Raw genomic sequence first — 23245 nt, 5'->3', positions numbered from 1 at the left:
TTTCTAAAAAATAAAGCTAAGTTATTGATTTTATTAGGTGTCGTCACAAAATCATTTTTTCGGACGGACAATCAGCCAATAATAGCTGCTGACGGCTATTAGCGAGCAAACCGCCATGGTAAACAACATTGGCGCCGCGCTGTCCATTTTCATTGCCGCCACGCAAGAACCGGTGATTGCGCCGACTGCAAATCGTACGCTACCAACCATCGAATTGGCAGTCCCTGCAAGTAGTGGGAATTTTTCTAAGATTGATGCTGTGGCATTGGAGGAAATTAACGGATTTTGTCCAACGAAAAAGGCGATACCGATAGCCATTGGCCAAAAGCCCCAGTCAAATAGGGCGGTGAGTACTAATACAATCGCTGCGATAAATTGTACGCTCAACCCTAAACGCAGCATGTTCTCTGCACCGAGTTTCAATACAAGAAGTCGATTAAGATAGGTTGCACCGGTCATAATGGCAATATTTAGCATAAAAAAGTAACCGAAGTGATCAACCTGAATGTGATAAATCCCGATGTACACGATAGAGCCAGCTGTAATAAAGGCAAATAGTCCGCCGAAACCAAAGGAGGCAGCAAACATGTAACCAAGCACTTCTTTTTGTTTCCAGAGGCTGATGAAATTACGTGCGATGATATTGAGGCGTAGAGGAATGCGATTTTCTTCTTGATGGGTTTCCGGCACGATGCGCCAAACCAATAGTGCGGCCAGTAATCCCATAGTACCGATAGCGTAAAAAATCATCGACCAATGGAAATATTTGACGATATACCCCCCAATAATTGGAGCTAGTAATGGTGCGATCATAAAAACTAGAGTGATGGTAGACATGACCTTAGAAAGCTGATCTTTACTAAATAGGTCACGCAGTAATGCTCCGGCTAATACGACGGGTGCAGCACCGAAAAAACCTTGGATAAAACGCAATGCAATAAAATTGCCGAGACTACTGATATCGGTTAATAACAATGCGGTTAAGGCTCCGATAATCACACCAAGCAAAATAATAGGTTTGCGCCCGAAACTGTCACCAAATGGTCCCCAAAACAATTGTCCGGTAGCCATCCCGTAAGCGAATGCTGTGAGGGTATGTTGAACTTCTTCTGGGCTTACCGAAAAATCTTTAGCGATACTCAGAAATGCGGGAATGTACATATCCACGCCCAAGGGCGGTAGCATCGATAGGATGCTTAGGGCGAGGATAAAAATAAAGGTAGGTTTGCCGTTATTCATGCACGAGATCTTCAATTTCTTGTGGGCTTAATGGGCGGTATTCACCCTCGGCGAGCTCTTCGTCCAGCACTAAATTACCGATTTTCCAACGATGTAGTCCAACGACCTTATTGCCAAGGGCCGCAAACATGCGCTTTACTTGATGGTATCGACCTTCACTCAGGGTGAGATTTACGTTGTAATCGTCTAAGACTTCTAATTTTGCGGGCTTTGTTGGTTGTTTTTCACCACGCAGCAAAATACCTTCCAGGCAGCGCTGCTGATAATAACTTTCTACGGGATCGGCCAAGGTAACTAAATAAGTTTTTTCACAATGGTGTTTGGGTGAGGTAATACGATGTGACCATTGACCGTCATTAGTGAGTAAGACTAAGCCTGTTGTATCTGCATCCAGACGACCGGCGGTGTGCAGTTTTTGTGCGTAAGGCGGTGCAAAGAATTGGTAAACAGAAGGATAGTTAGCATCATCATGATCACAAACTACATCGACCGGTTTATGAAACATGAAATAGAGATTTTCTTCCACCCAAGGTAAAAGTTCGTCATCAAACATAATTTGATCGGGCTCTGTGACCTGGGTAGCGCCACTTTTTTGAATAGTGCCGTTGACGCTAATCAAACCGCTACGTAATGCTTTAGTGGCTTGAGAGCGAGTGAGTTCGGTATTTTCTGCAATAAATTTGTCCAGTCTCACAATGTGTCCTTAAGGATGGTTAAACCAGTCAACATAATCGAATTGATCATAGTATTTATGTCCGTTCCAGCCGGGATAGGTAAATAAATCACCGACTTCTTTGGCATCTTCAAATCCCTTGATATAACAAGCGCTGGCTAGTTCTGGGTAAGGTTTGTGGGTAAATACCACTTTATTTTTAAACGGTAGACGATCAAAAGCCTGTAATTCTTCATAGCTGGCTCCTCGTCCGGCATCCTTATCAGTCATCATGATAAAAAGATTATTCGGATCAATGCGTTGATTACGCTGTTGCCATTTCTGCTCGGCTTCTTGGGGATTGGAGTAATGCATAAAGTGAATTTCTAAGTCATCCAATAGGGCGACAGGATAGCGTTTGTCCGTTTCGATAAATTTTAATGGCTGTCGTTGATAATGGGGCATATTTTGCAGATAACGGATAAAATCGCGGGGTGTCAGGTAGAGATTGACGAAAGGGGAGTTAAAGGGCTCATTTAAATCATGCAGGATAAAAGCTCCAACGCAGTTGGCCGAGATAACAGACATATTGTGATTGGTGAGCCGTTGTTTGAGTTGTTTGTTGATTGCCAAACGTTGGAGTTTATTAATCGCACTTCGAAATTTCGTAAATAACAGCATAATGACCTCATTTAATTAGCGCGTTATGGTAGCTCCTTTGCTAATAAATGTGAAGAAAGGCGATAATATTCTTTAATGAATAGAAGTTCCAAAACGATGTAACAAATTTGTGAAAATTTGCGGCAGGTCACAAATTTAACCTGTAAACATGCGTATAATCCTCGCGTTCTTAACCCTTAATGAAAAATATGGAGTATTAGCATGAGCGATCAACTACGCCAAGCCGCATTGGATTTCCATGAGTTTCCAATTCCGGGAAAAATTGAAGTCACCCCAACTAAATCCCTCGCTACCCAACGCGATCTTGCGTTAGCTTATTCTCCAGGTGTTGCCGAACCCTGCTTAGAGATCGAAAAAGATCCGCTAAATTCCTATAAATACACAGCCCGTGGTAATTTAGTCGCGGTGATTTCTAATGGTACCGCTGTGTTGGGGTTGGGGAATATTGGCGCCTTGGCCGGAAAACCTGTAATGGAAGGTAAAGGCGTATTATTTAAAAAATTTGCCGGCATTAACGTTTTTGATATTGAAGTGAATGAGCATGATCCGGATAAATTAGTGGATATTATCGCTTCCTTAGAACCGACCTTTGGTGGTGTGAACCTTGAGGATATTAAAGCACCGGAATGTTTTTATATTGAACGTAAATTACGCGAGCGCATGAATATTCCTGTTTTCCATGATGACCAACATGGTACTGCGATCATTAGTGCTGCAGCGGTAATTAATGCGTTACGTATTGTGGATAAAAAAATTGAAGATGTGCGTTTGGTTGCATCTGGTGCCGGGGCTGCTTCTATTGCTTGCTTAAATTTATTGGTAAGCCTTGGCATGAAACGGGAAAATATTGTGATTTGCGACTCTAAAGGCGTTGTTTATAAAGAGCGCGGTGATCGTATGGACCAAACCAAATTGGATTATGCGATTGAAGACAATGGCTGGCGTAAATTGGCCGATGCTATTCCGAATGCCGATGTATTTTTAGGCTGTTCTGCTGCCGGAGCCTTAACTCAAGATATGGTTAAATCCATGGCTGCACATCCGATTATTTTAGCGTTGGCAAATCCAAATCCGGAAATTACTCCACCAGAAGCTAAGGCTGTTCGTCCTGATGCGATTGTTTGTACCGGCCGTTCCGATTATCCGAACCAAGTGAATAATGTGCTTTGTTTCCCATTTATTTTCCGTGGAGCATTAGATGTTGGCGCGACAGCCATTAATGAAGAAATGAAACGTGCCGCGGTATATGCCATTGCGGATCTTGCATTGGAAGAACAAAGCGATGTAGTGACTTCCGCTTATGGCGGTGAAGGTGCGATTTTTGGTCCGGAATATATCATTCCTCGTCCATTTGATCCGCGCTTAATCGTACGCATTGCACCAGCGGTAGCGAAAGCGGCAATGGACTCCGGTGTGGCTACCCGTCCAATTGAAAATTGGGATAATTACACCGAAAAATTAACCCAATTCGTTTATAAAACCAGTTTGGTTATGCGCCCAATTTTCAATCAGGCGAAAGAATCCAAACAACGCATTATTATTGCTGAAGGGGAAGAGGTAAATGCATTACATGCAACTCACGAAGTGATTTTAATGGGATTAGCTAAACCAATTTTGATTGGCCGTCAGAGTGTTGTCGAAGAAAAAATCAAAAAATTAGGTTTGCGTATGCAACCGGGTGTGGATTTTGAATTAATCGATAATGAAAATAACCCACGCTATGAAGAATGCTGGAAGCATTATTATCAACTAACTAAACGTAAAGGAATTACCGAAGCCATCGCCAAACGGGTGGTACGTTCCAATACAACAGTATTGGCATCCACTTTAGTGAATCTGGGCTATGCTGATGGTTTGATTTGTGGTTTATTTGGTTCCTACGGTAAACATTTGGCCTCCATTACCGATATCATTGGTTTGAAACCAGGCGTAAAAGCAGCAGCTGCCTTAAACAGTTTGGTTCTACCAAGTGGTAACGTGTTCTTAACCGATACGCACGTAAATACTGATCCGAATGCCGAGGAATTGACTGAAATTACGCTAATGGCAGCGGAGGAAGTACGTCGTTTCGGTCTAGAACCGGCGGTAGCCTTGCTATCCCATTCAAATTACGGTTCTTCCAACGCATTAGGCGCGTCAAAAATGCGAGAAGTATTGCAATTGGTGAATGAGCGTAAACCGGAATTAATGATTGATGGTGAAATGCGTGGTGATCTTGCGATGAATGAAGCGCATCGCCGGGAAATCATGCCTGAAAGTCCATTGAAAGGTTCGGCTAACTTATTGGTATTCCCAAATTTAAGTGCGGCGCGTATTAGTTATAGCTTATTGCGTGGTACGACTACGGCAATTACCGTAGGGCCAATCTTAATGGGCATGAATAAGTCTGCGCATATTTTAAATCCAAGTGCTTCTGTTCGACGCATTATTAATATGATTGCTTATGCAGCAGTAAAAGCACAAGAACAATAATTACTGAAATCATACGGCCGTTTCCAATCTTATAATTTGGAAGCGGCCGTATTTTTTATTGCACTTTCAAAGACATATATTGTCGAAACGCGGTGTTTCATTATTATGGGGAATATTTATGAAAAAGACCCGATCTCCTTTTTTTCCGATTGGGATTTTTATCCTGATTAATTTATTTGTTTTCAGTTTATCCCGGTTGGGACTTTCATTATGGCAGGCAGAACGGGTAACCGCCGTAAATGGTTGGGGGCAATTATTTTTGCAAGGGTTACGCATGGATATTGTTGCCCTATGCTATTTATTTGGTGTGCCGGCATTATTTACGCTGTTATTTCACACAAATCGTCTGTGGTTATGCATTTTACGTTGTTGGCTAACGATTGGTTCGGTCTTTATTCTTTTTATGGAATTGGCTACGCCAGCGTTTATTGAAACCTATGATTTCCGTCCAAATCGGCTTTTTATTGAGTATTTAATTTATCCCCAAGAAGTTTTTTCTATGCTAGTGAACGGCCATTTAAGTGCCGTGATTATCACATTATTAATTACCTTATTCGCCATTTGGAGCTACTGGCGACTAAGCGCTTGGGCGGTATCCGATTTACGCCCGATGCGCTGGCGTTGGCGCCCTGTTGCCGCGTTATTGGTGGCGGTAATTGCTTTTGTTGGAGCCCGTTCCAGTTTGCAACATCGCGGGGTGAATCCGGCGATGGTAGCATTTTCTTCAGATAGCCTAGTTAATTCGTTAGTATTAAATTCCGGTTATTCGGTGTTATATGCGGTGCAGCAATTTAAGGATGAGGAAATTTCCTCTGAGGCTTATGGCAAAATGCCGGTTGATGAAATGCTAGCGACCATAAAGACAACACGTGGTCGTCCGGATAGCGATTATATTTCCTCAAAATATCCAACGCTTACCCGTAATATTGCAACGTTCCAAGGCAAGCCAAAAAATATTGTAATTATTTTGGAGGAAAGCCTGGGGGCTCAATTTATTGGTAGCCTTGGTGGTAAGCCACTCTCACCGGAATTTGACCAATTAGCCCAACAGGGATGGCTGTTTGATAATTTGTATGCCACCGGTACCCGCTCAGTACGTGGTATTGAAGCAGTGACTGCAGGTTTTACCCCAACTCCAGCACGAGCTGTGGTGAAGTTAAATAACAGTCAAAATGGCTTCTTTACGATAGCTGAACTTTTAGCTAAACAGGGATATCACACCTCGTTTATCTATGGCGGTGAAAAACACTTCGACAATATGGCCGGCTTTTTTTACGGTAACGGCTTTCAAACCATTATCGATCAGGCTGATTATCAGAATCCGCAATTTACTGCTACCTGGGGGGTGAGTGATGAGGATTTATTTGATAAAGCCAACGAAATGTTTAGCCAATGGCAAGCGCAAGGGACACCGTTTTTTAGTTTGGTTTTCAGTTCTAGCAATCATGATCCTTTTGAATTTCCTTCTGGAAAAATCGATCTTTATGAACAACCACAAACAACTCGCAATAACAGTGCTAAGTATGCCGATTATGCGATTGGACATTTTTTCAAATTGGCTAAACAATCCAATTATTGGGCGGATACGATTTTCTTAATTATTGCCGACCATGATTCACGGGTGGCTGGTGCCAGTTTGATGCCGATTAAACATTTCCATATTCCGGGGCTAATCTTGGGAGAAGGGATTACACCACGCCGCGACAATCGGTTAGTCAGTCAAATTGATATGGCACCGACCTTACTTTCCTTAGCTGGTGTGAGTGGCGATTACCCGATGATAGGCTTTGATTTAACCCAAAATGTGAATCCGAACCGTGCATTGATGCAGTTTGACCAAACCCAAGCGATGATGGATGGAAAGCATCAAGTTGTTATTCAAATTCCAAATCGACCGGCACAGGGATATTTCTATGATCAGCAAAAAGATACTTTAACACCATCAGAAGTGCCGGAGGCGATGAAGAAACAGGCGTTGGCTTATGCGCTATTAGGTAGCTATTTGTATAAGAATCGCTTATATCGGGGGGCTGAAGCCCAATAGATGGATATAAAAATAGGCCTTGCGATTGCAAGGCCTATTTATTTTATTCGGGAACGGATTAACGAATCTCTGCTAACACTCTTGGGAATAAAATATTGTTTTCACGGTGGGTATGCATGACCAGATCATCGGTAAATTGCGCGATACCACGATAGAGCGCCTGCCAGGTATTACAAGCATCTGCCGGTGGAACAAAGTGATTGGTGAGTTTTTTCAACACTTCCAGTTGATCACCCATTTGTTCATGTTCCATTTCCATCACACGAATCGGCATTTGTGCCATCGCATAGTTACCGGCGTTGATCATTGGGAATAAAATACGCTCTTCTTTCATCGTGTGATTGCTGAGTTCTTCGAAAATAGCGCGTAATTCAGCGGCAAGACCCTGCGGACATTCAGCGCGTTCGGCATGTACGCGTTCTACCGTTTCAGCTAATTCAATCAGTTCAGGTAACTGAGCGCGATGCACATCATGATAACGTTTGATAATAAAATCGGTCATTTCCGCATAAGGTGCGTTCAGCCAGTAAACATCGGAATCTTGATCGTTTTCTGTCGGCTGATTGTTGGCCAATTCCGTTAAACGGGCTTCAATCTGTGCTAAGTCCAAATTTTTGGCTTCCGCCGCAGCACTGAGTGTGCGTGCGCCACCACAGCAAAAATCAATTTCTAATTCGCGAAATAGGGCAGTTGCGCCGGGAACATGCACAGCAATAGTGCCGAGTTGTTGATTGGCAAAAGACATATATCCTCCAGGGGTAGTATAGAAAGTTGAGTAAAATACTAGGTTATAAAGCTAAAAAAATCCAGTATTTTTTGTACAGAGAAATGTCAAACGCCCCTTTGAAAATCAGAGTTTTCTCTAAAAATGATTGTAAGTCATTGATTTTATTGATATTGATTTAAAAATGAAAAAACGCCGAAATTTCGGCGTTTTTCTGTCATTTGTCCTTAGCTAAACCGATTCCGATATAGCCTTTTTCACGGATTACTGCGGCTTTGGCTTGGCGAATCATTTTCTCGATAGTTGCGCCCTGCACCAAAATGGAAAAGGTCACTACGGCATAGGTCATTCCCAGAATTAAATCACGAACATCCATATTTAGCCCTTCAATGAAGAATTTTCCGGCCGGAATTGACAATGCCATGGCCAATGCTAACCCTCCGCGAAGTGCTCCCCAAGTAAGCACTTTTAGGGTGTAAGGATTGTATTTACGGTAGCGTTTCATCACCTGAAACGGCAACCAAACGCTGAGATAGCGACATAGCAAGCAAATTGGAATAGCTAAACAGATTAAAATCATCCCTTGCCAGGAGACATGGATTAGCAAAATGGCTAAACCGATTAAAATAAATAGCAGAGAGTTTAGAAAATGATCAATCATTTCCCAAAAGTGATCTAAATAATGTTGGCTTTGTTTGGAAAAACCGGTGTAGCGCGTCCAGTTTCCAATCAGAATTCCCGCAACGACCATTGCTAAGGCACCTGATACATGTAATAGATTAGCTAACATAAAACCGGCAGTAGGCACGATAAGGGTGAGTAAGATCTCCAAGCTGCCATCATCGGTTGCTGAAATGAGATAATGGGCAAATAAACCTAGTGCCAAGCCAAATAAAATACCACCAATGGCCTCTTTAAGGAATAGCTGCAAAATGCCGCCGGCTGTTGGTTCATGTCCACCGAAAGCCACCGCAAACACGGTCGTAAAAATTACCAAGCCAATCCCGTCGTTAAATAAGGATTCTCCTTCAACCTGCATGGAAAGGCGCTTCGGGGCTTTAAGATTCTTGATAATAGCCAAGACGGCAATGGGGTCATCGGGAGAAATAAGTGCACCGAACAGCAGGCAATAAATAAGATCTACGTGCCAACCGAATAATTGGGTGATCCCGTTCAATAAAAAACCGATGAATAGAGTAGAGGCGAAGGTGGAAAACAGGGCAAAAATAGTGATTTCCCACTTTTGATTTTTGAGCACCGGTAATTTGATGCCCAATGCCCCAGCAAATAGTAAAAAACCTAGGATCCCGTTAAGTAAAAAATCTTTAAAATCGATGCGTTCAATGACTCGGGTGGCAATATCATCCAGATTAAACCAATTGAGATAACCGCATAATACCAAAACGAGCGAACCTATCATGGAGGTGGCGGTAATGGCGATGGTGTATTGAATATTGTCGTTGAGTTTTTGGGTAATGAAGCTGATAAGGATGGCGATAGCAGCCAAAAAACAGAGGTAAGTGTAAATATTCATTAAAAAGCCTTGAATATGTGAAAAAAGATAAATATCTTAACGGCCTCGTCGTTAAGCGGGCGACAGTATAAAAAATGCAATGGCATTTAGAAAGGTATTCGGAAAAATAATGGGTAGAAAAGTAAAAATTGCTTTAGGGAGTATGGTGACAACAATGGCATTGGCCGGCTATTTCTTATCACAATTGACTATTTTCGATAAATTGCAAATTCAGTTTGTCAGTGGCCGAGATAAGCCTTATCAAGCCATCACCCAATATGCACCGCTACAATGTTATCAATCACCCGAAGCGGTGGCAGTCTTACCTGCGAAAACCTTTAAGTTACTGAGTTGGAATATTCATAAGGGACAAGATGCCGGTTGGCAGAAAGATTTACAAAGGTTATCGGCAGAGCAGGATTTTGTCCTATTACAGGAAGCGACACCGCAACAAAGCTTACAGCAATTTTCCAGCAGTTTGTTTGCCTCAGCCTTTGCTTATAAAGCGCAGTCTTCCGGTGTGAAAACCTTCGCCAAATCTGCTCCACAATGGTATTGCGCAGATAGTTTGCCAGAGCCTTGGATTCAAATTCCTAAGGTTGGTAGTGCAATGGCATTTCCATTACAAAATGGCCAAACATTACTGGTGGTTAATTTACATTTAATTAATTTTGAATTGAAGTTAGTCAATTATCGCAAGCAATTGGAGCAAATATTTGCCTTGGTGGGGAGACATCAAGGGCCAATGATTGTGGCCGGTGATTTTAATTCGTGGCGCGGAAAACGGGTTGATTTCTTGAATGGATTGATGGCGCAATATGATTTGCACGCCGTGCCTTTACAAAGCGATCAACGCGTACGTTTTTTGGGACAACCATTGGATCATGTGTTTAGCCGTGGGGTACAAATATTAACGGCGAATGTTTTGGCGGTGAAGTCTTCGGATCATAATCCGATTTTACTGGAATTTCGCATTGGTGCTGATTAATGTGATTTATTTGGCGCCAAAAAACGGTCGGATGTATTCCGACCGTTTTTATTTGCCGATTATTCTGCGGCATTAATTAGGTATTGTACCAATAACGGTACAGGGCGTCCGGTTGCACCCTTATTGGCGCCCTGTAGCCAAGCGGTGCCGGCAATATCTAGGTGAGCCCAAGGGTAGGCTTTGGTAAAGTGCGATAAAAATGCACCGGCTGTGCTCGCACCACCCCAACGTCCGCCCACATTGGCTAAGTCGGCAAATGGTGATTTTAGTTGCTCGCGGTATTCATCGGATATTGGTAAGCGCCAGGCTTTATCATGACTTTGTGTGGCGGCTTGGGCTAGCTCGGTGGCTAAGGCCTCATCTTCACTTAACAGTCCGCTATTGTGTTGTCCTAAGGCGACGACACAAGCACCGGTGAGGGTAGCGATATCAATCACCGCCTGTGGAGCGAAACGTTCTACATAAGTGAGGGTATCGCAGAGCACCAAGCGTCCTTCCGCATCGGTATTAAGTACTTCCACTGTTAGGCCATTCATCGTGGTGAGAATATCTCCCGGACGATAGGCATTACCATCGGGCAGGTTCTCACAACCAGCCAAAACACCAATGACATTTAGTGGTAAATCCAATTCGATTAATGCGGTCATGGTACCGAATACTGAAGCCGCTCCGCCCATATCATATTTCATTTCATCCATATCGGCCGCGGGTTTTAAGGAGATGCCGCCGGCATCGAAGGTTAACCCCTTACCGACCAATACGATAGGTTTTGCATCGGGATTTGGCGCATTATTAAATTTGATTAAAGACAAATAAGCCGGATTGGTTGCACCACGAGATACTGCCAAATAAGCCTGCATGCCTAGTTCGGTCATTTGAGCCTCATCTAGGATTTCCACACTAACTTTATTTGATTTTGCCGCCAAAGCTTGAGCCTGTTCGGCTAAATAAGCCGGATTACAGATATTTGGTGGTTGATTCGCTAAGTCTCGGGTTGCCCGCATACCATGAGCAATCGCTTGGGCATGGCGGATGGCCTGTTCTGCTGTAGCATCATCCGTACTGAACAGTAGTTTTTGTAATTTTATAGCTGGCGCTTTTTGCTGTTTGAAATTGTCGAATTGATAGTTGCCATGTTCTAAGGTTTCGATCGCAAAGCGGACATTCCAATAGAGATTACGCCCCTTAATTTGTAAATCGGTTAAATAGCTGACGGCTTCGCTTACCGGTAATTCTTTGAGGGTTTGCCAAAGTCGTTGATAAATTTTTTGGTAATTACGTTCATTGAGTTCTGGCTGTTTGCCACAACCGACAATAATTAGACGTTTGCAATCCAATTGGGGCACATGGTGTAGTAGACAGAGTTGTCCAATTTTACCGCTGATATCACTGGATTTCACAAGGCCGGTTAAATACCCTTCGGTAAGTTGATCACATTTGTTGAAGGCTGCGGTTTGGCCATCTTCGAAGAGGCCGATAATTAGGCATTCATGGGGATGTTTAAGGTGAACGGATTGGGCTTGATATTTCATTGCTTTTCCTTAATTTAGCTATTTAATTGACTGGAAATAAGGTATCATACGCCACCCTAATTATCTAGATTACTCCTTGAATTAACGCGATAAAGCTATGATTTTAACCCGATATTTAACAAAAGAAGTGTTCAAAAGTCAGATTGCGATTTTGTTCATTTTGCTTGTGATTTTCTTTAGCCAACAATTGGTGCGCGTATTAGGTTCAGCCGCTAGTGGCAAGGTGCCGGCAGATTTAGTACTTTCCCTGTTGGGGTTAGGTATGCCGACCATGGCACAATTGATGTTGCCATTGTGTTTATTTATCGCGATTTTACTGACATTTGGGCGGCTTTATGCGGAAAGCGAAATCACCGTTATGCGCGCCTGCGGGGTCGGACAGCGTATTTTAGTGCGGGTCGCCCTGTTACTCTCCCTCTTTACTGCCGCCCTTGCGGCTTACAACGCGCTTTGGCTATCTCCTTGGGCTATCGACAAACAGGCCACTATTGTCGCCGATGCTAAAGCAAATCCAACGATGGGCGCGTTGGCTTCAGGCCAGTTTATGTCGACCAACAGCAGCAACTTTGTCCTGTTTATCGATAAAATCAATGGTAACCAAATCAACGATGTTTATCTTTTCCAAATGGAAGCCAAAGGCTCGGCTAAACCTTCCGTCGTGGTAGCGGAAAAAGGTGAATTAAAAGCCTTACCAAACGGTGACCAAATTCTTAATTTGCAAAATACCCAACGGGTAGAGGGGACATCTGTATTACCGGATTTCCGCATCACCCATTTTGATGAATACCAGGCCTATATGGGGTATCAGGCTACAGAGAATGCAAGCGATGAAGCGGCCACTTTGTCATTAGCCAAATTATTGGAACAACCTACGGCGGCCAATAAAGCTGAACTGAATTGGCGTATTACTTTGATTTTGGCTGTGCCGCTGATGGCGTTATTGGCTGTACCTTTGAGCCGGGTTAATCCGCGTCAGGGGCGGTTTGCCAAAATCCTACCGGCATTATTGCTTTATCTAATTTATTTCTTGTTACAAAGCTCGCTGAAATCTGCCGGTGGTGCGGATAAACTGAATGCAGCGTTGTGGATGCCGCTGGTGAATGTCTCTTTCCTATTGTTGGGGATCTTGCTCAATAGTTGGGATTCCAGTTTTATGTACAAAATCCGCCATTTGTTTAAGAAGGATAATTAATCAATGATGAATACCCTGGATCGTTATATCGGCAAGAGCATTTTAGGCGCGATTTTTGCCACTTTGCTGACCTTGGTGGGATTGTCGGCGATTATTAAATTTGTAGAACAATTCCGTAGTGTAGGGAGCGGTAGCTATGATATTTGGCAGGCGGTTGCTTTTACCCTATTGACCATGCCAAAGGATGTTGAAACCTTTTTCCCAATGGCCGCATTACTGGGAGCTTTGATTGCTTTGGGGAATTTGGCCAGCCGTAGTGAATTAGTTGTGATGCAGGCGTCAGGTTTTTCACGCTTTAAAATTGGTTTAGCTGTAATGAAGACTGCCTTACCTTTGGTGGTGCTGACTATGCTATTGGGAGAATGGGGGATTCCGCAGACCGAGCAATTCGCTCGTGATATGCGTGCCCGCGCGTTGTCCGGTGGTTCGATGATGTCGGTAAAAAATAGTGTTTGGGCAAAGGATGGCAATAATTTTGTGTTTGTCCGCCGTATTACCGATGATGCGAAGTTGGATGACGTATATATTTATACCTTTGATAATGAGCGTAATCTCACCCATCTTAAACATGCAAATCAAGCCACCTATTCAGCGGATGAGCATAAATGGCAGCTGCGCCAGGTGAGTGATTCGCAAATTTCCAGCGAACAAATTCAAACGACCAACCGCTTGAGTGAAGATTGGCCAACCGGACTCACACCGGATAAATTAGGTGCAGTATCCTTGCGTCCGACCTCATTATCGATCTCCGGACTGTCCAGTTATATCGCTTTCTTAAAGGACACGGGACAAGATTCGCGTCGCTTTGAACTGACCTTCTGGCGTAAATTATTACAACCGGTATCAGTTGGCGTGATGATGATGTTGGCGTTATCTTTTATTTTTGGTTCCCTGCGCAGTGTGACTGCCGGTGCGCGGATCGTCACCGGTATTTGCTTCGGCTTCTTATTTTATGTCGTCAATGAAATCTTTGGCCAGATGAGCGTGGTGTATAACGCGCCGGCATTCTTAGGTGCATTAATGCCGAGTTTGCTATTTATCGTCATTATTTGGTGGCTGCTCAGTCGTAAGCGGGATTAAATCCAATCATTCAAAAACGGTGCAACAAAAAATTGCACCGTTTTTTATGCGCTAAATACAGTTTTGCTAGCTTTGGTAGGAGAAAAATGGATTTTTAAAGCAATATTAATAAAATCAATAGGTTACAATCGTTTTTGGCAAAAACTTGCAAAACCATTATAGCGTTTTAAAAATCCTACTCCACCGGAGCGCCCTTCAGCCATTTACGCACCCAGCTACGGTTGGCACTAAGACAATGCTGCAGGCTTTCATCCAATGGTAAAGGATCACCATAGATCAAAGAGGCCAGCATTTCGCCGAGTAATGGCGCACTAGTGAGACCACGTGAACCGAGGGCTCCGATAAGGTATAGATTCGGGTAATTCTCAGCCGCGGGAATTGGTTGTTTGCGGCGGCGCAAATTGAATAAATTGTGATAGGCATCATTTTGCGTGGCAAAATTTGGCACATTACCGGCCATCGGACTGAGATCACGCACGCTACAACGCACACCAATACGCGCCAGATTGCCGGAGGTGTCCACTTCCTTCGTCCAGTCCTCAGGAATATTGTGTTGAATCTTGTGTTGGTTTTCCACCTGTTCCTGAGCGCTAAATGTTCGGTCGGCACTATCACGTACATGGCTCGCACCAATGCAATGGCTTTCTCCTGCCTGATCAACCGGTGTGAGATAACCGTCATAACAAAGTACGCTATTAAGTTTTAAAAGATTGGCTGAAGTTGGAATTTGGCTGACTTGGCCGCGTACCGGATAGAGTGGTAATTTTTCCGTTTGGGCGAAATGATTGAGTTGATGGCCATTTGCCAACACGACAACTTCATGCTCAAAGGTAGCACCTTGTGTGTTAGTTAAACGCCAACCCGTGGTGGTTTGGCTGAGGCTTTGGATGGTTTGCTGACATTGGATGGTTAATCCCTGTTGCTGCAAATAAGCAAAGGTATTTTGCACCAATTGGCGCGGCGCTAACCAGCCACCTAAGGGGATAAAACCACCACCGCACGGGAGAGGTAGGCCAACCGCAGCACTTAATTGCGTCTGCTCCATTGGCTGATAAATCGCGGATGGTAAATGGAGTTCGGCAATTTTTCTGAGTTTTTCTTCGGCTTTGCCGTTGTAGCCACTTAAGGCTACGCCACAAAATGCATGTTCAAACTCGATACCTTGTTTAAGCAACCAATGCAACAATTGGCCACCATAGCTAAAGGCATGCAAATAAAAACGAATATTGGCGGCGTTGTCATCGGAAAGTTGCGGATAAAAAGCGCCCTGTTTATTACCGGAGGCATTCAATGCCGGGGTATCATCTGCGCAATAGAGGGTAACACTAGCGCCACGTTGCAGTAATGCTAATGCGGTACATAAAGAAGCAATACCGCCACCAACAATGGCAATATCCTGAGTTGGCATTTGTGCCGCTTGTAGATTAAACCAAGGCGTTGTCGAGGGCTGCTGAATGCTTTGCGGTTTTACGCCGACTAAACATTCACGTTTATGTCCAAAACCCGGGCGTTTTTCCACATGAAATCCGGCAGCTAATAAACCTTTGCGGACAATGCTAGCCGCGGTGAATGTGGCAAAAGATCCATTGGTGGCGGTAACGCGAGCGAGTTGTTGAAATAAGTGTTCATTCCACATTTCGGGATTTTTAGCCGGGGCAAAACCATCCAAGAACCAAGCATCGACCTTATTTTGCATGTAATCTCCCAAAGCCGGTAGATTTTCGGCAACATCACCAAGCCACAGATCCAGAGTGGTTTCTGCAAAATGTAGTCGATAGCAACCACTTAGCGGCTGTGGCCAATGTTGGAGTAATTGTTGTGATAGTTCATTAAATTGCGGATATTGTTGGTGAATGAGCTGCAAATCTTGTGGATTGAGCGGATATTTTTCAAAGGAAATAAAAAACAGCCGTTTTAACGGAGCGGTGGGGAATTCTGTGCGAAATCGGCGAAATAATGCAATGGTCGCGAAAAAATTTAAGCCACTACCAAATCCGGTTTCCGCGATGATAAAACGTTCGGCCTGACTTTGCTGCCAACGTTCCCACAGTCGATTGCCGGCTAAAAAAACATATTCGGTTTCCGCCAAAGCATCGGCAGTAGAGAAATAAATATCATCAAATTGATTGGAAACTGGGGTTCCATCGGAGTTAAAACGAATATCGGCGTAATTTACTAACATAATCTCTTCCTTATTGATTTTGTGGCTATTTTAGCCGATTTCATACAATAACTGGTCGAACAAATCAATTTGTGCTTGCAATATTCTCATTTCATAGTAAATTGCCGTTCAGCTAACAACTGTACGTTGAATTGAATTCATCAACCCATAAGGATCAGCAATGAAAAGAGCAGTAATCACCGGTTTTGGTATCATTTCCAGTATCGGTAACAATAAAGAAGAAGTTTTGGCCTCTCTTAAAGCGGGCAAATCAGGTATCGAAGTCGTGCCTGAATTCGTAGAGATGAAAATGCGCAGCCATGTGGCTGGTACCGTGAAATTAAATCCGGCCGAACATATCGATCGTAAAGTGTATCGTTTTATGGGCGATGCCGCCGCTTATGCTTATCTTTCTATGCGTGAAGCAATTGAAGATGCAGGTTTAAGCGAAGATCAGGTTTCTAACGAGCGTACCGGTTTGGTGATCGGTGCTGGTACTGGTTCTGCGCACAACCAATTAGTGGCTTGTGATGCGGTACGTGGACCACGTGGAGTGAAAGCGATTGGCCCTTATGCGGTTACCAAAACCATGGCATCCAGTGTTTCTGCCTGTTTGGCAACTCCTTATAAAATCCGTGGCGCAAGCTATTCCATCAGCTCCGCTTGTGCAACTTCCGCTCACTGTATCGGCCATGCCCTTGAATTAATTCAATTGGGCAAACAAGACATCGTATTTGCCGGCGGTGCTGAAGAATTGTCTTGGGAATGTGCGACTGAATTTGATGCGATGGGCGCGGTATCAACTAAATATAATGACACGCCAACCAAAGCTTCCCGTGCGTATGATGCCAACCGTGATGGTTTCGTCATTGCCGGCGGTGGTGCCGTTGTGGTTGTGGAAGAATTGGAACACGCATTAAAACGTGGTGCGAAAATTTATGCGGAAATCGTAGGCTATGGCGCAACTTCCGATGGTTATGACATGGTTGCACCAAGTGGTGAAGGTGCGGAACGTTGTATGCGTCAAGCAATGGCAACCGTGGATAGCCCGATTGATTACATCAACGTACATGGTACTTCTACTCCGGTAGGTGATGTGAAAGAATTAGGCGCAATCAAAAATGTATTCGGCGATAAAATTCCAGCCATCTCTTCAACTAAATCAATGACAGGCCACTCCTTAGGTGCTGCCGGTGCACATGAAGCAATTTATAGTTTATTAATGTTGCACCATGACTTTATCGCGCCAAGTATCAATATTGAAACCTTGGATGAAGCGGCGCAGGGTTGTAATATCGTAACCGAAACTAAAGAAAATGCAGGCCTCACCACCGTGATGTCCAACAGCTTCGGCTTCGGTGGTACGAATGCAGCATTGATCTTTAAACGTTATCAAGGCTAAGATTGATTGATAAGAAAAACGGATGCATTAGCGTCCGTTTTTTTTGTTTTTAAGTCAATGCTAATAAAATCAATAACTTAGCCTTGTTTTTCGAGAAAACTCTATTTTTCAACAGGGCGTTTGGCGGTAAAAAAACGGGCTTTATTTAGCCCGTTGATATTGAAGTTATTGCACGATGCCCTTGTGGCGCAATAGCGCATCCAATTGCGGTTCGCGTCCGCGGAAGCGTTTAAAGAGCGCCATTGGTTCTTCTGAACCACCGCGGGTCAGAATTTCATCCAAGAAGGACTGACCGGTAGTTGGATTGAAAATGCCTTCCTCCTCAAAGCGTGAGAATGCATCCGCCGATAACACTTCCGCCCATAAGTAGCTGTAATAGCCCGCTGCATAACCGCCGGCAAAAATGTGACTGAAGCTGTGTGGTGTACGCGCCCATTCCACGCCTTTAATGACTGCAACTTTAGCTTTTACAGCGTTTAACGTATCTAAAATTTGATTATCTTTACCGGCGCTGAAATGGTGGTGCAATACAAAATCAAATAGGCCAAATTCCAATTGGCGCAATACGAACAGTGCAGCCTGATAATTTTTGGCTTTCAATAACTGTTGTAGTTTCTCTTTTGGCAATGGTTCCCCGGTTTGATAGTGACCGGAAATAAAATCCAAAGCCTCCGCTTCCCAGCACCAGTTTTCCATAAATTGGCTTGGTAGTTCTACCGCATCCCAAGGCACCCCATTGATCCCCGCCACATCAGGCACATCGATTTTGGTCAGCATATGGTGCAAGCCATGACCAAATTCATGGAATAGGGTGGTGACTTCATCATGGGTGAACAAGGCCGGTTTATCGCCGATAGGTGCATTGAAATTGCAGGTTAAATAGGCGATTGGCGTTTGTAGCTCACCATTGGCTTGACGTTTGCGGCCGATGCAGTCATCCATCCAAGCCCCTCCGCGTTTGTTTTCACGTGCGTAAAGATCCAAATAGAAACCGCCGCGCACCTTGTTATCGGCATCGATTAAATCAAAGAAACGGACGTCTTTATGCCAGGTGTCTACACCGGAGCGTTCTACTGCACGAATATTGAAGATGCGTTTAACCACTTCAAATAGGCCGTTTAACACCCGATTTTCCGGGAAATACGGACGCAATTCTTCATCGTTAATGGCATAACGTTGCTGCTTTTGTTTTTCGCTATAGAAAGAAATATCCCAAGGCGCTAACTCTTCAACACCGAACTCATTACGGCAATAGTCTTTTAATTCGGCTAATTCATTTTCCCCTTGCGCTTTTGCCCGGTCCGCCAAATTGTTTAGGAAATCTAGCACCTGTTGCGGGTTTTCTGCCATTTTGGTGGCCAGGGATAGTTCGGTGTAATGGGCAAAACCGAGTAATTGAGCTAATTCGACACGCAGGGTTAAGATTTCTTCCATAATTGCGCTATTGTCCCATTTACCGGCATTTGGACCTTGATCAGATGCACGAGTAGCAAAGGCGCGATACATTTCTTCGCGTAATGAACGATTTTCACAGTAGGTGATAACCGGCAGATAACTTGGAAATTCCAAGGTAAAGCGATATCCCTTCAGACCTTTGGCTTCAGCGGATTGGCGGGCGGCAGCAAGGGCGGATTCCGGCAAACCGGCTAATTGGCTTTGATCTTCAATGACTTTTTCCCAACCCATGGTGGCATCCAAGACATTATTGGAGAATTCTGAGCTTAATTCGGACAGACGGGCAACAATTTCACCGTAGCGTTGCTGTTTTTCCGCCGGTAAACCAATGCCGGAAAGTTCAAAATCACGTAATGAATTCTCAATGGCTTTTTTCTGCGCAGTGGAATAGGTGGCAAATTCTGCACTATTTTTAATTGCTAAATAGCCCTCGTATAAGCCTTTATGTTGGCCGACCCAAGTGCTGTATTCAGAAAGCAAGGGTAAGCAGGCTTGGTAGGCCTGGCGTAGTTCAGGACTATTTTGTACTGAATTTAAATGGGAAACAGGTGACCAGGCACGGGAAAGTTTATCGCCGCTTTCGGCTAATGGCACAATAAAGTTGTCCCAAGTAAGTTGTGGTTGTGTGAGGACATTTTCAATCGTTTGGCGACAGTCGGTAATCAGTTGTTCGATGGCCGGTTGAACATGTTCCGGACGGATTTGTGAAAAAGGCGGTAAGCCGTTTAAATGAAGTAATGGATTGGCCATAAAGTTTCCTTGTTTGCTAATAAGTCTCAATTAGATGACGCCGAATTCTATAATATCAAGGTGAAAAAATCTAAAAAATCGGTAGAATGAGCCGTGGTTAACTATTTGGATACTTTATGAAATACCTTTATGTTTTATTAGGATTTATTTCCCTTGCCCTCGGGATTATCGGCATTTTTCTACCGATTTTACCAACCACGCCTTTTTTATTACTCACCCTTTTCTTATTCGCTAAAGGTTCAAGCCGTTTGGAACAATGGTTTTTACAAACAGAATTGTATCGTAAACACTTACAATCCTTCCATGAGCGCCGTTCCTTGAGTAAAAAAAGTAAAATCGCGATTTTATCCTTTGCTTCAACAATGTTGCTTATCGGTTTTTATATGACACCGAGCATGCTGGGGCGAGTGTTGATTATTATGGTGATCCTGATTAAATATTGGTTCTTCTTATTCTGGGTAAAAACCGAAGATGCGTAATTCAACCCTGGGGCTGACCGCCTTGCTTGGTTGTCTGTTGCTTGGCGGCTGTGACAAACTTAACAGCCCGCCGAAAACCTCATCGGCACAAAATGGGATGCAAACTGAAGCTCCTACACCAACGCAGGAAAATGCTTATTCTCGTTTAACCCGTCGCGTGAATGGCGCGCTGGTGGCGGATCCGTGGCGTTTGGAAAATGAGGAACAACAGGCATTAGTGCGTGATTTACTGGAAGGCCTCACTATTTATGATCCGGCCGGTAAGGTCATTGGTGGATTGGCTGAAAGTTGGCAAACCCAAGACAATAAATTATGGCGGTTTAATTTACGGGAAAATTTGCATTGGGCCAACGGTGCGCCTTTAACTGCAGCTGAATTGGTGCAAAGCTTTCAGGCTTTAGCCATTTCCGATACGCCGCTTAAGCAATATTTAGCCTACATGAACTTGGGCAATGCGCAGGCCGTTTTAAGTGGGCAAATGCCTCCCGAACAATTACAAATTAGCGCACCGGATGAACGTACGCTGATTTTTCAATTGGATAAACCAACACCTTATTTGCCGGCTATGTTAGCTCACGCGATTTTATTGCCACATGTTCTTGACGAAAAAGGAGAGTTACAGATTAACGGTGCCTATCTACAACAATCGGTGGATGAAAAGGGCGTTCATTTAGTAAAAAATCCATATTATTATGATTTACAAAAAGGCCACTTCGCCCAAGTAGATTATCTTTCCTCAAGTAATTCAGAGCGGGCGGATATTTTCTTTGCTCCGCCACAACCTGCGGACAACGTGCAATATTTTCCAAAGCTGTGTAGTTATTTTTATGAATTCAATTTGCGTGATCCGCGCCTACAAAATGCCGCTGTACGCAAAGCCATTGCTTCATTAATTTCGGTGCGTTCTATCACCGATAACGAAATGCCACACGCTATTGCTAGTTCTTATTTTTTACCAAAAGCGATGCTCAATGGGCAGGATTCGCAATGGGAGCCGGTGGTCGCAGAGCAGTTATTAGCACAGCAAAAAATTGATGAGCATCATCCGCTACAGCTGCATATTCTGTATGACAATCGCCCCTTGCATCAACAAATAGCCAATCGCTTAACTCGTAGCTTGGCGCAATCGGATATGTTGCGGGTGAGTGCACAAAGCGTTGATTGGCCGCAGCTACAGGAAAAACGTGTGGCGGGAGAGTTTCAGTTGATTCGCTCCGGCTGGTGTGCCGATTTTCATCATCCGATGGCATTTTTGTCACTGTTTTATTCGCATAGTCCGGATAATAAAAGCGGTTATGCCGATAAGGACTATGATCGTCTATTTGAGCAGGCCTTAAAAAGTACCTCGGAAAGTGAGCAGGCAGCACTTTATCTACAATTGAGCGCGCATATTCAAAATCAAAATCTGCTATTGCCACTATTCCAATATACGGAAGCAGTGGATATTGCGCCGGATCTCGGTGGTGTAGAGAAGAATCCGGTAGGCGTTATTTATAGCAAGGATTTATTCCGACAGGTCACGGGAAACGCCCCTATAGAAAACTAAGTTTTACCTAAAATAAACTCTAAGTTATTGATTTTATTAGAGTTGGTTGAAAAAACAAAAAAACGGCTGACATTTTGGTGTCAGCCGTTTTTTCATGCATGAAATTAGTGGAGGTAGTTAAATACTTTAACAACTTTTTGCACACCGCCGATTTTGCTTGCGATTTCTGCAGCAGCATCCCCTTGACTTTGGGTGACATCACCCAGTAAGAAGACTTCATTGTTTTCCGTAATCACTTTTACATCGGTAGCTTTAACGTTATTCCCAACAAAGAGTTTGGATTTCACTTGCGTGGTGATCCAGCTGTCTTTACTGATTTGGCCAATGGTTACTTTCGGGCCAACGCGTAATTCGTTGTAAACCTCTTTCACTCCATCGACGCCTTTGGCTAGACTACCGGCGGTTTCTTTAGCGGTTTCGCTTGGTACTTGGCCGATTAAGAGGATACGTTTGCTGTAGGATACGGCATTCACGCGCCCTTCGGATTTTACTTGTTGATCTTTTTCAACGGCATTTTCTACCCGCATTTCTAGGGTTTCATCATCCAATTGGGTGCCGGTGGTACGTGGATCGGTGGCAACTTTAGTGCCCACTGCAGCACCGCCTAACACTGCCGCCACACAGCCCTGTAGAGCGATGGAGGCGCCGATGATAAAGGCGAGTTTTTTTAGTTTGTTGCTTTTCATTCAATGCTCCTTTTTAGATGAAAACGGCTCATAGTCTGCAGATAAAGGCTTTAGCTGTCAAGCGCTGGGAAATAGGCTGAGGTCAACCAATTCGCACAACGCGTTGATCACAAACAAATGATTTTCCAAAATACGGCTTTCCTTTGTTGCCGGCACGGCGATCTGGAGGTCCTCAGCGGCTAAAATGCCTTGAATTGTATCGTTATTAGCGCCGGTTAGTGCGACCACCCGCAATTCTTTTTCCACAGCATTTTCAATCACATTTAATACGGTTTTTTCACTGCCTAACGGCGCAAAGGCCAACAATAAATCACCTGGGCAGGCTATGGCATTAAATTGGTGTTGATAAAGCGTTTCCCGTGCTTTCTCAAAAATCAACGCATTACCAATAGCGCCGTTGAGATCCAATAACACAGAAGGAAAACTAGGACGGGCTAAGTCATAGCGATTGAGTAGATTCGCAACTAATAATTGCGCATTGGCATGGGAACGGCCACTACCACAGGCAATCACTTTATGTCCGCTAAGCAGGCATTGCATGACCATTTGTGCCGCATTGGCGATATTTTCGGATAATAAACTGGAAGCGGAAATTTGAATTTGAATGCTTTCGCTATAAATATCTTTAACTTTTTGTAACATATCAGAA

The 23245-nt window shown here is 43.9% G+C and carries 18 protein-coding genes; 8 read left to right on the top strand and 10 right to left on the bottom strand.

All coding sequences use genetic code 11. From position 1 onward, the window contains the following. Window positions 1–51: 51 nt before the first annotated feature. From CKV74_RS09395 to CKV74_RS09385, 3 genes are read right to left on the bottom strand one after another with little or no spacing between them, the layout of a single operon-like run. Complete coding sequence (locus CKV74_RS09395; protein ID WP_039847831.1) at window positions 52–1239, bottom strand: Bcr/CflA family multidrug efflux MFS transporter; 1188 nt, start codon at window positions 1237–1239, stop codon at window positions 52–54. Next, window positions 1232–1933, bottom strand: a complete 702-nt coding sequence (rsuA, locus tag CKV74_RS09390) for a 16S rRNA pseudouridine(516) synthase RsuA (RefSeq protein WP_007242574.1) — start codon at window positions 1931–1933, stop codon at window positions 1232–1234. The genes CKV74_RS09395 and rsuA overlap by 8 nt, the downstream gene beginning before the upstream one ends. Before the next feature lie 9 nt (window positions 1934–1942). Further along, window positions 1943–2572, bottom strand: a complete 630-nt coding sequence (locus CKV74_RS09385; RefSeq protein ID WP_007242533.1) for a DUF1919 domain-containing protein — start codon at window positions 2570–2572, stop codon at window positions 1943–1945. Window positions 2573–2773: 201 nt separating this feature from the next. Here CKV74_RS09385 and CKV74_RS09380 point away from each other — a divergent pair, with 201 nt between their 5' ends. Together CKV74_RS09380 and CKV74_RS09375 are read left to right on the top strand one after the other, a co-directional pair. Next, window positions 2774–5044 carry an NADP-dependent malic enzyme gene (locus CKV74_RS09380; protein ID WP_095177069.1) on the top strand — a complete coding sequence of 757 codons (2271 nt, stop codon included), beginning with the start codon at window positions 2774–2776 and terminating at the stop codon, window positions 5042–5044. Window positions 5045–5162: 118 nt separating this feature from the next. Beyond that, the gene (locus CKV74_RS09375) at window positions 5163–7088 is read left to right on the top strand and encodes an LTA synthase family protein (protein WP_095177068.1); all 1926 of its coding nucleotides are present in this window, start codon (window positions 5163–5165) and stop codon (window positions 7086–7088) included. A 58-nt stretch (window positions 7089–7146) separates the two neighbouring features. On the opposite strand, the gene ytfE is transcribed toward CKV74_RS09375, so the two are convergent. Both ytfE and CKV74_RS09365 read right to left on the bottom strand, forming a co-directional pair. Continuing rightward, entirely contained in the window at window positions 7147–7833 is a 687-nt protein-coding gene (gene ytfE / locus CKV74_RS09370) for an iron-sulfur cluster repair protein YtfE (RefSeq protein WP_007242536.1), read from the bottom strand. A 196-nt stretch (window positions 7834–8029) separates the two neighbouring features. Continuing rightward, window positions 8030–9346 (bottom strand): cation:proton antiporter, encoded by a 1317-nt coding sequence (locus tag CKV74_RS09365; protein ID WP_007242585.1) that lies wholly within the window; start codon window positions 9344–9346, stop codon window positions 8030–8032. A 109-nt stretch (window positions 9347–9455) separates the two neighbouring features. Between CKV74_RS09365 and CKV74_RS09360 the strand changes: the two genes are divergently transcribed. Beyond that, complete coding sequence (locus CKV74_RS09360) at window positions 9456–10313, top strand: endonuclease/exonuclease/phosphatase family protein (protein ID WP_007242588.1); 858 nt, start codon at window positions 9456–9458, stop codon at window positions 10311–10313. A gap of 59 nt (window positions 10314–10372) precedes the next feature. Here the strand turns inward: CKV74_RS09360 and CKV74_RS09355 are convergent, their stop codons facing one another. Beyond that, window positions 10373–11845 (bottom strand): leucyl aminopeptidase, encoded by a 1473-nt coding sequence (locus tag CKV74_RS09355; protein WP_007242527.1) that lies wholly within the window; start codon window positions 11843–11845, stop codon window positions 10373–10375. A gap of 97 nt (window positions 11846–11942) precedes the next feature. Here CKV74_RS09355 and lptF point away from each other — a divergent pair, with 97 nt between their 5' ends. After that, window positions 11943–13037: an LPS export ABC transporter permease LptF gene (gene lptF, locus CKV74_RS09350; protein ID WP_007242566.1), complete on the top strand. Its 1095-nt coding sequence runs from the start codon at window positions 11943–11945 to the stop codon at window positions 13035–13037. Between the two features lie 3 nt (window positions 13038–13040). After that, window positions 13041–14117 (top strand): LPS export ABC transporter permease LptG, encoded by a 1077-nt coding sequence (gene lptG / locus CKV74_RS09345; protein WP_095177067.1) that lies wholly within the window; start codon window positions 13041–13043, stop codon window positions 14115–14117. Window positions 14118–14292: 175 nt separating this feature from the next. On the opposite strand, the gene mnmC is transcribed toward lptG, so the two are convergent. Next, a complete protein-coding gene (gene mnmC / locus CKV74_RS09340; protein ID WP_095177066.1) occupies window positions 14293–16299 on the bottom strand; it encodes a bifunctional tRNA (5-methylaminomethyl-2-thiouridine)(34)-methyltransferase MnmC2/FAD-dependent 5-carboxymethylaminomethyl-2-thiouridine(34) oxidoreductase MnmC1 in 2007 nt (668 codons plus the stop codon). A gap of 160 nt (window positions 16300–16459) precedes the next feature. On the opposite strand from mnmC, the gene fabB reads away from it, so the two are divergent. Beyond that, complete coding sequence (gene fabB / locus CKV74_RS09335) at window positions 16460–17680, top strand: beta-ketoacyl-ACP synthase I (protein ID WP_007242569.1); 1221 nt, start codon at window positions 16460–16462, stop codon at window positions 17678–17680. 165 nt (window positions 17681–17845) lie between these two features. Here fabB and prlC read toward each other — a convergent pair whose 3' ends face one another. After that, entirely contained in the window at window positions 17846–19885 is a 2040-nt protein-coding gene (gene prlC, locus CKV74_RS09330; RefSeq protein WP_007242518.1) for an oligopeptidase A, read from the bottom strand. A 116-nt stretch (window positions 19886–20001) separates the two neighbouring features. Here prlC and CKV74_RS09325 point away from each other — a divergent pair, with 116 nt between their 5' ends. Then, window positions 20002–20364 carry a YbaN family protein gene (locus CKV74_RS09325; RefSeq protein WP_007242582.1) on the top strand — a complete coding sequence of 121 codons (363 nt, stop codon included), beginning with the start codon at window positions 20002–20004 and terminating at the stop codon, window positions 20362–20364. Continuing rightward, window positions 20357–21910, top strand: a complete 1554-nt coding sequence (locus CKV74_RS09320; RefSeq protein WP_007242529.1) for a peptide ABC transporter substrate-binding protein — start codon at window positions 20357–20359, stop codon at window positions 21908–21910. Before CKV74_RS09325 ends, CKV74_RS09320 begins: the two co-directional genes overlap by 8 nt. A gap of 104 nt (window positions 21911–22014) precedes the next feature. Here the strand turns inward: CKV74_RS09320 and dolP are convergent, their stop codons facing one another. Both dolP and CKV74_RS09310 read right to left on the bottom strand, forming a co-directional pair. After that, window positions 22015–22596: a division/outer membrane stress-associated lipid-binding lipoprotein gene (gene dolP / locus CKV74_RS09315; RefSeq protein ID WP_095177065.1), complete on the bottom strand. Its 582-nt coding sequence runs from the start codon at window positions 22594–22596 to the stop codon at window positions 22015–22017. 57 nt (window positions 22597–22653) lie between these two features. Continuing rightward, entirely contained in the window at window positions 22654–23238 is a 585-nt protein-coding gene (locus tag CKV74_RS09310; RefSeq protein WP_007242516.1) for a D-sedoheptulose-7-phosphate isomerase, read from the bottom strand. Window positions 23239–23245: the final 7 nt, after the last annotated feature.

The organism is Haemophilus pittmaniae, from assembly GCF_900186995.1.
GTDB lineage: Bacteria > Pseudomonadota > Gammaproteobacteria > Enterobacterales > Pasteurellaceae > Haemophilus_D > Haemophilus_D pittmaniae.
The sequence above is the reverse complement of the archived record's forward strand: the minus strand, read 5'-3'. Positions and strand labels throughout refer to the sequence as shown.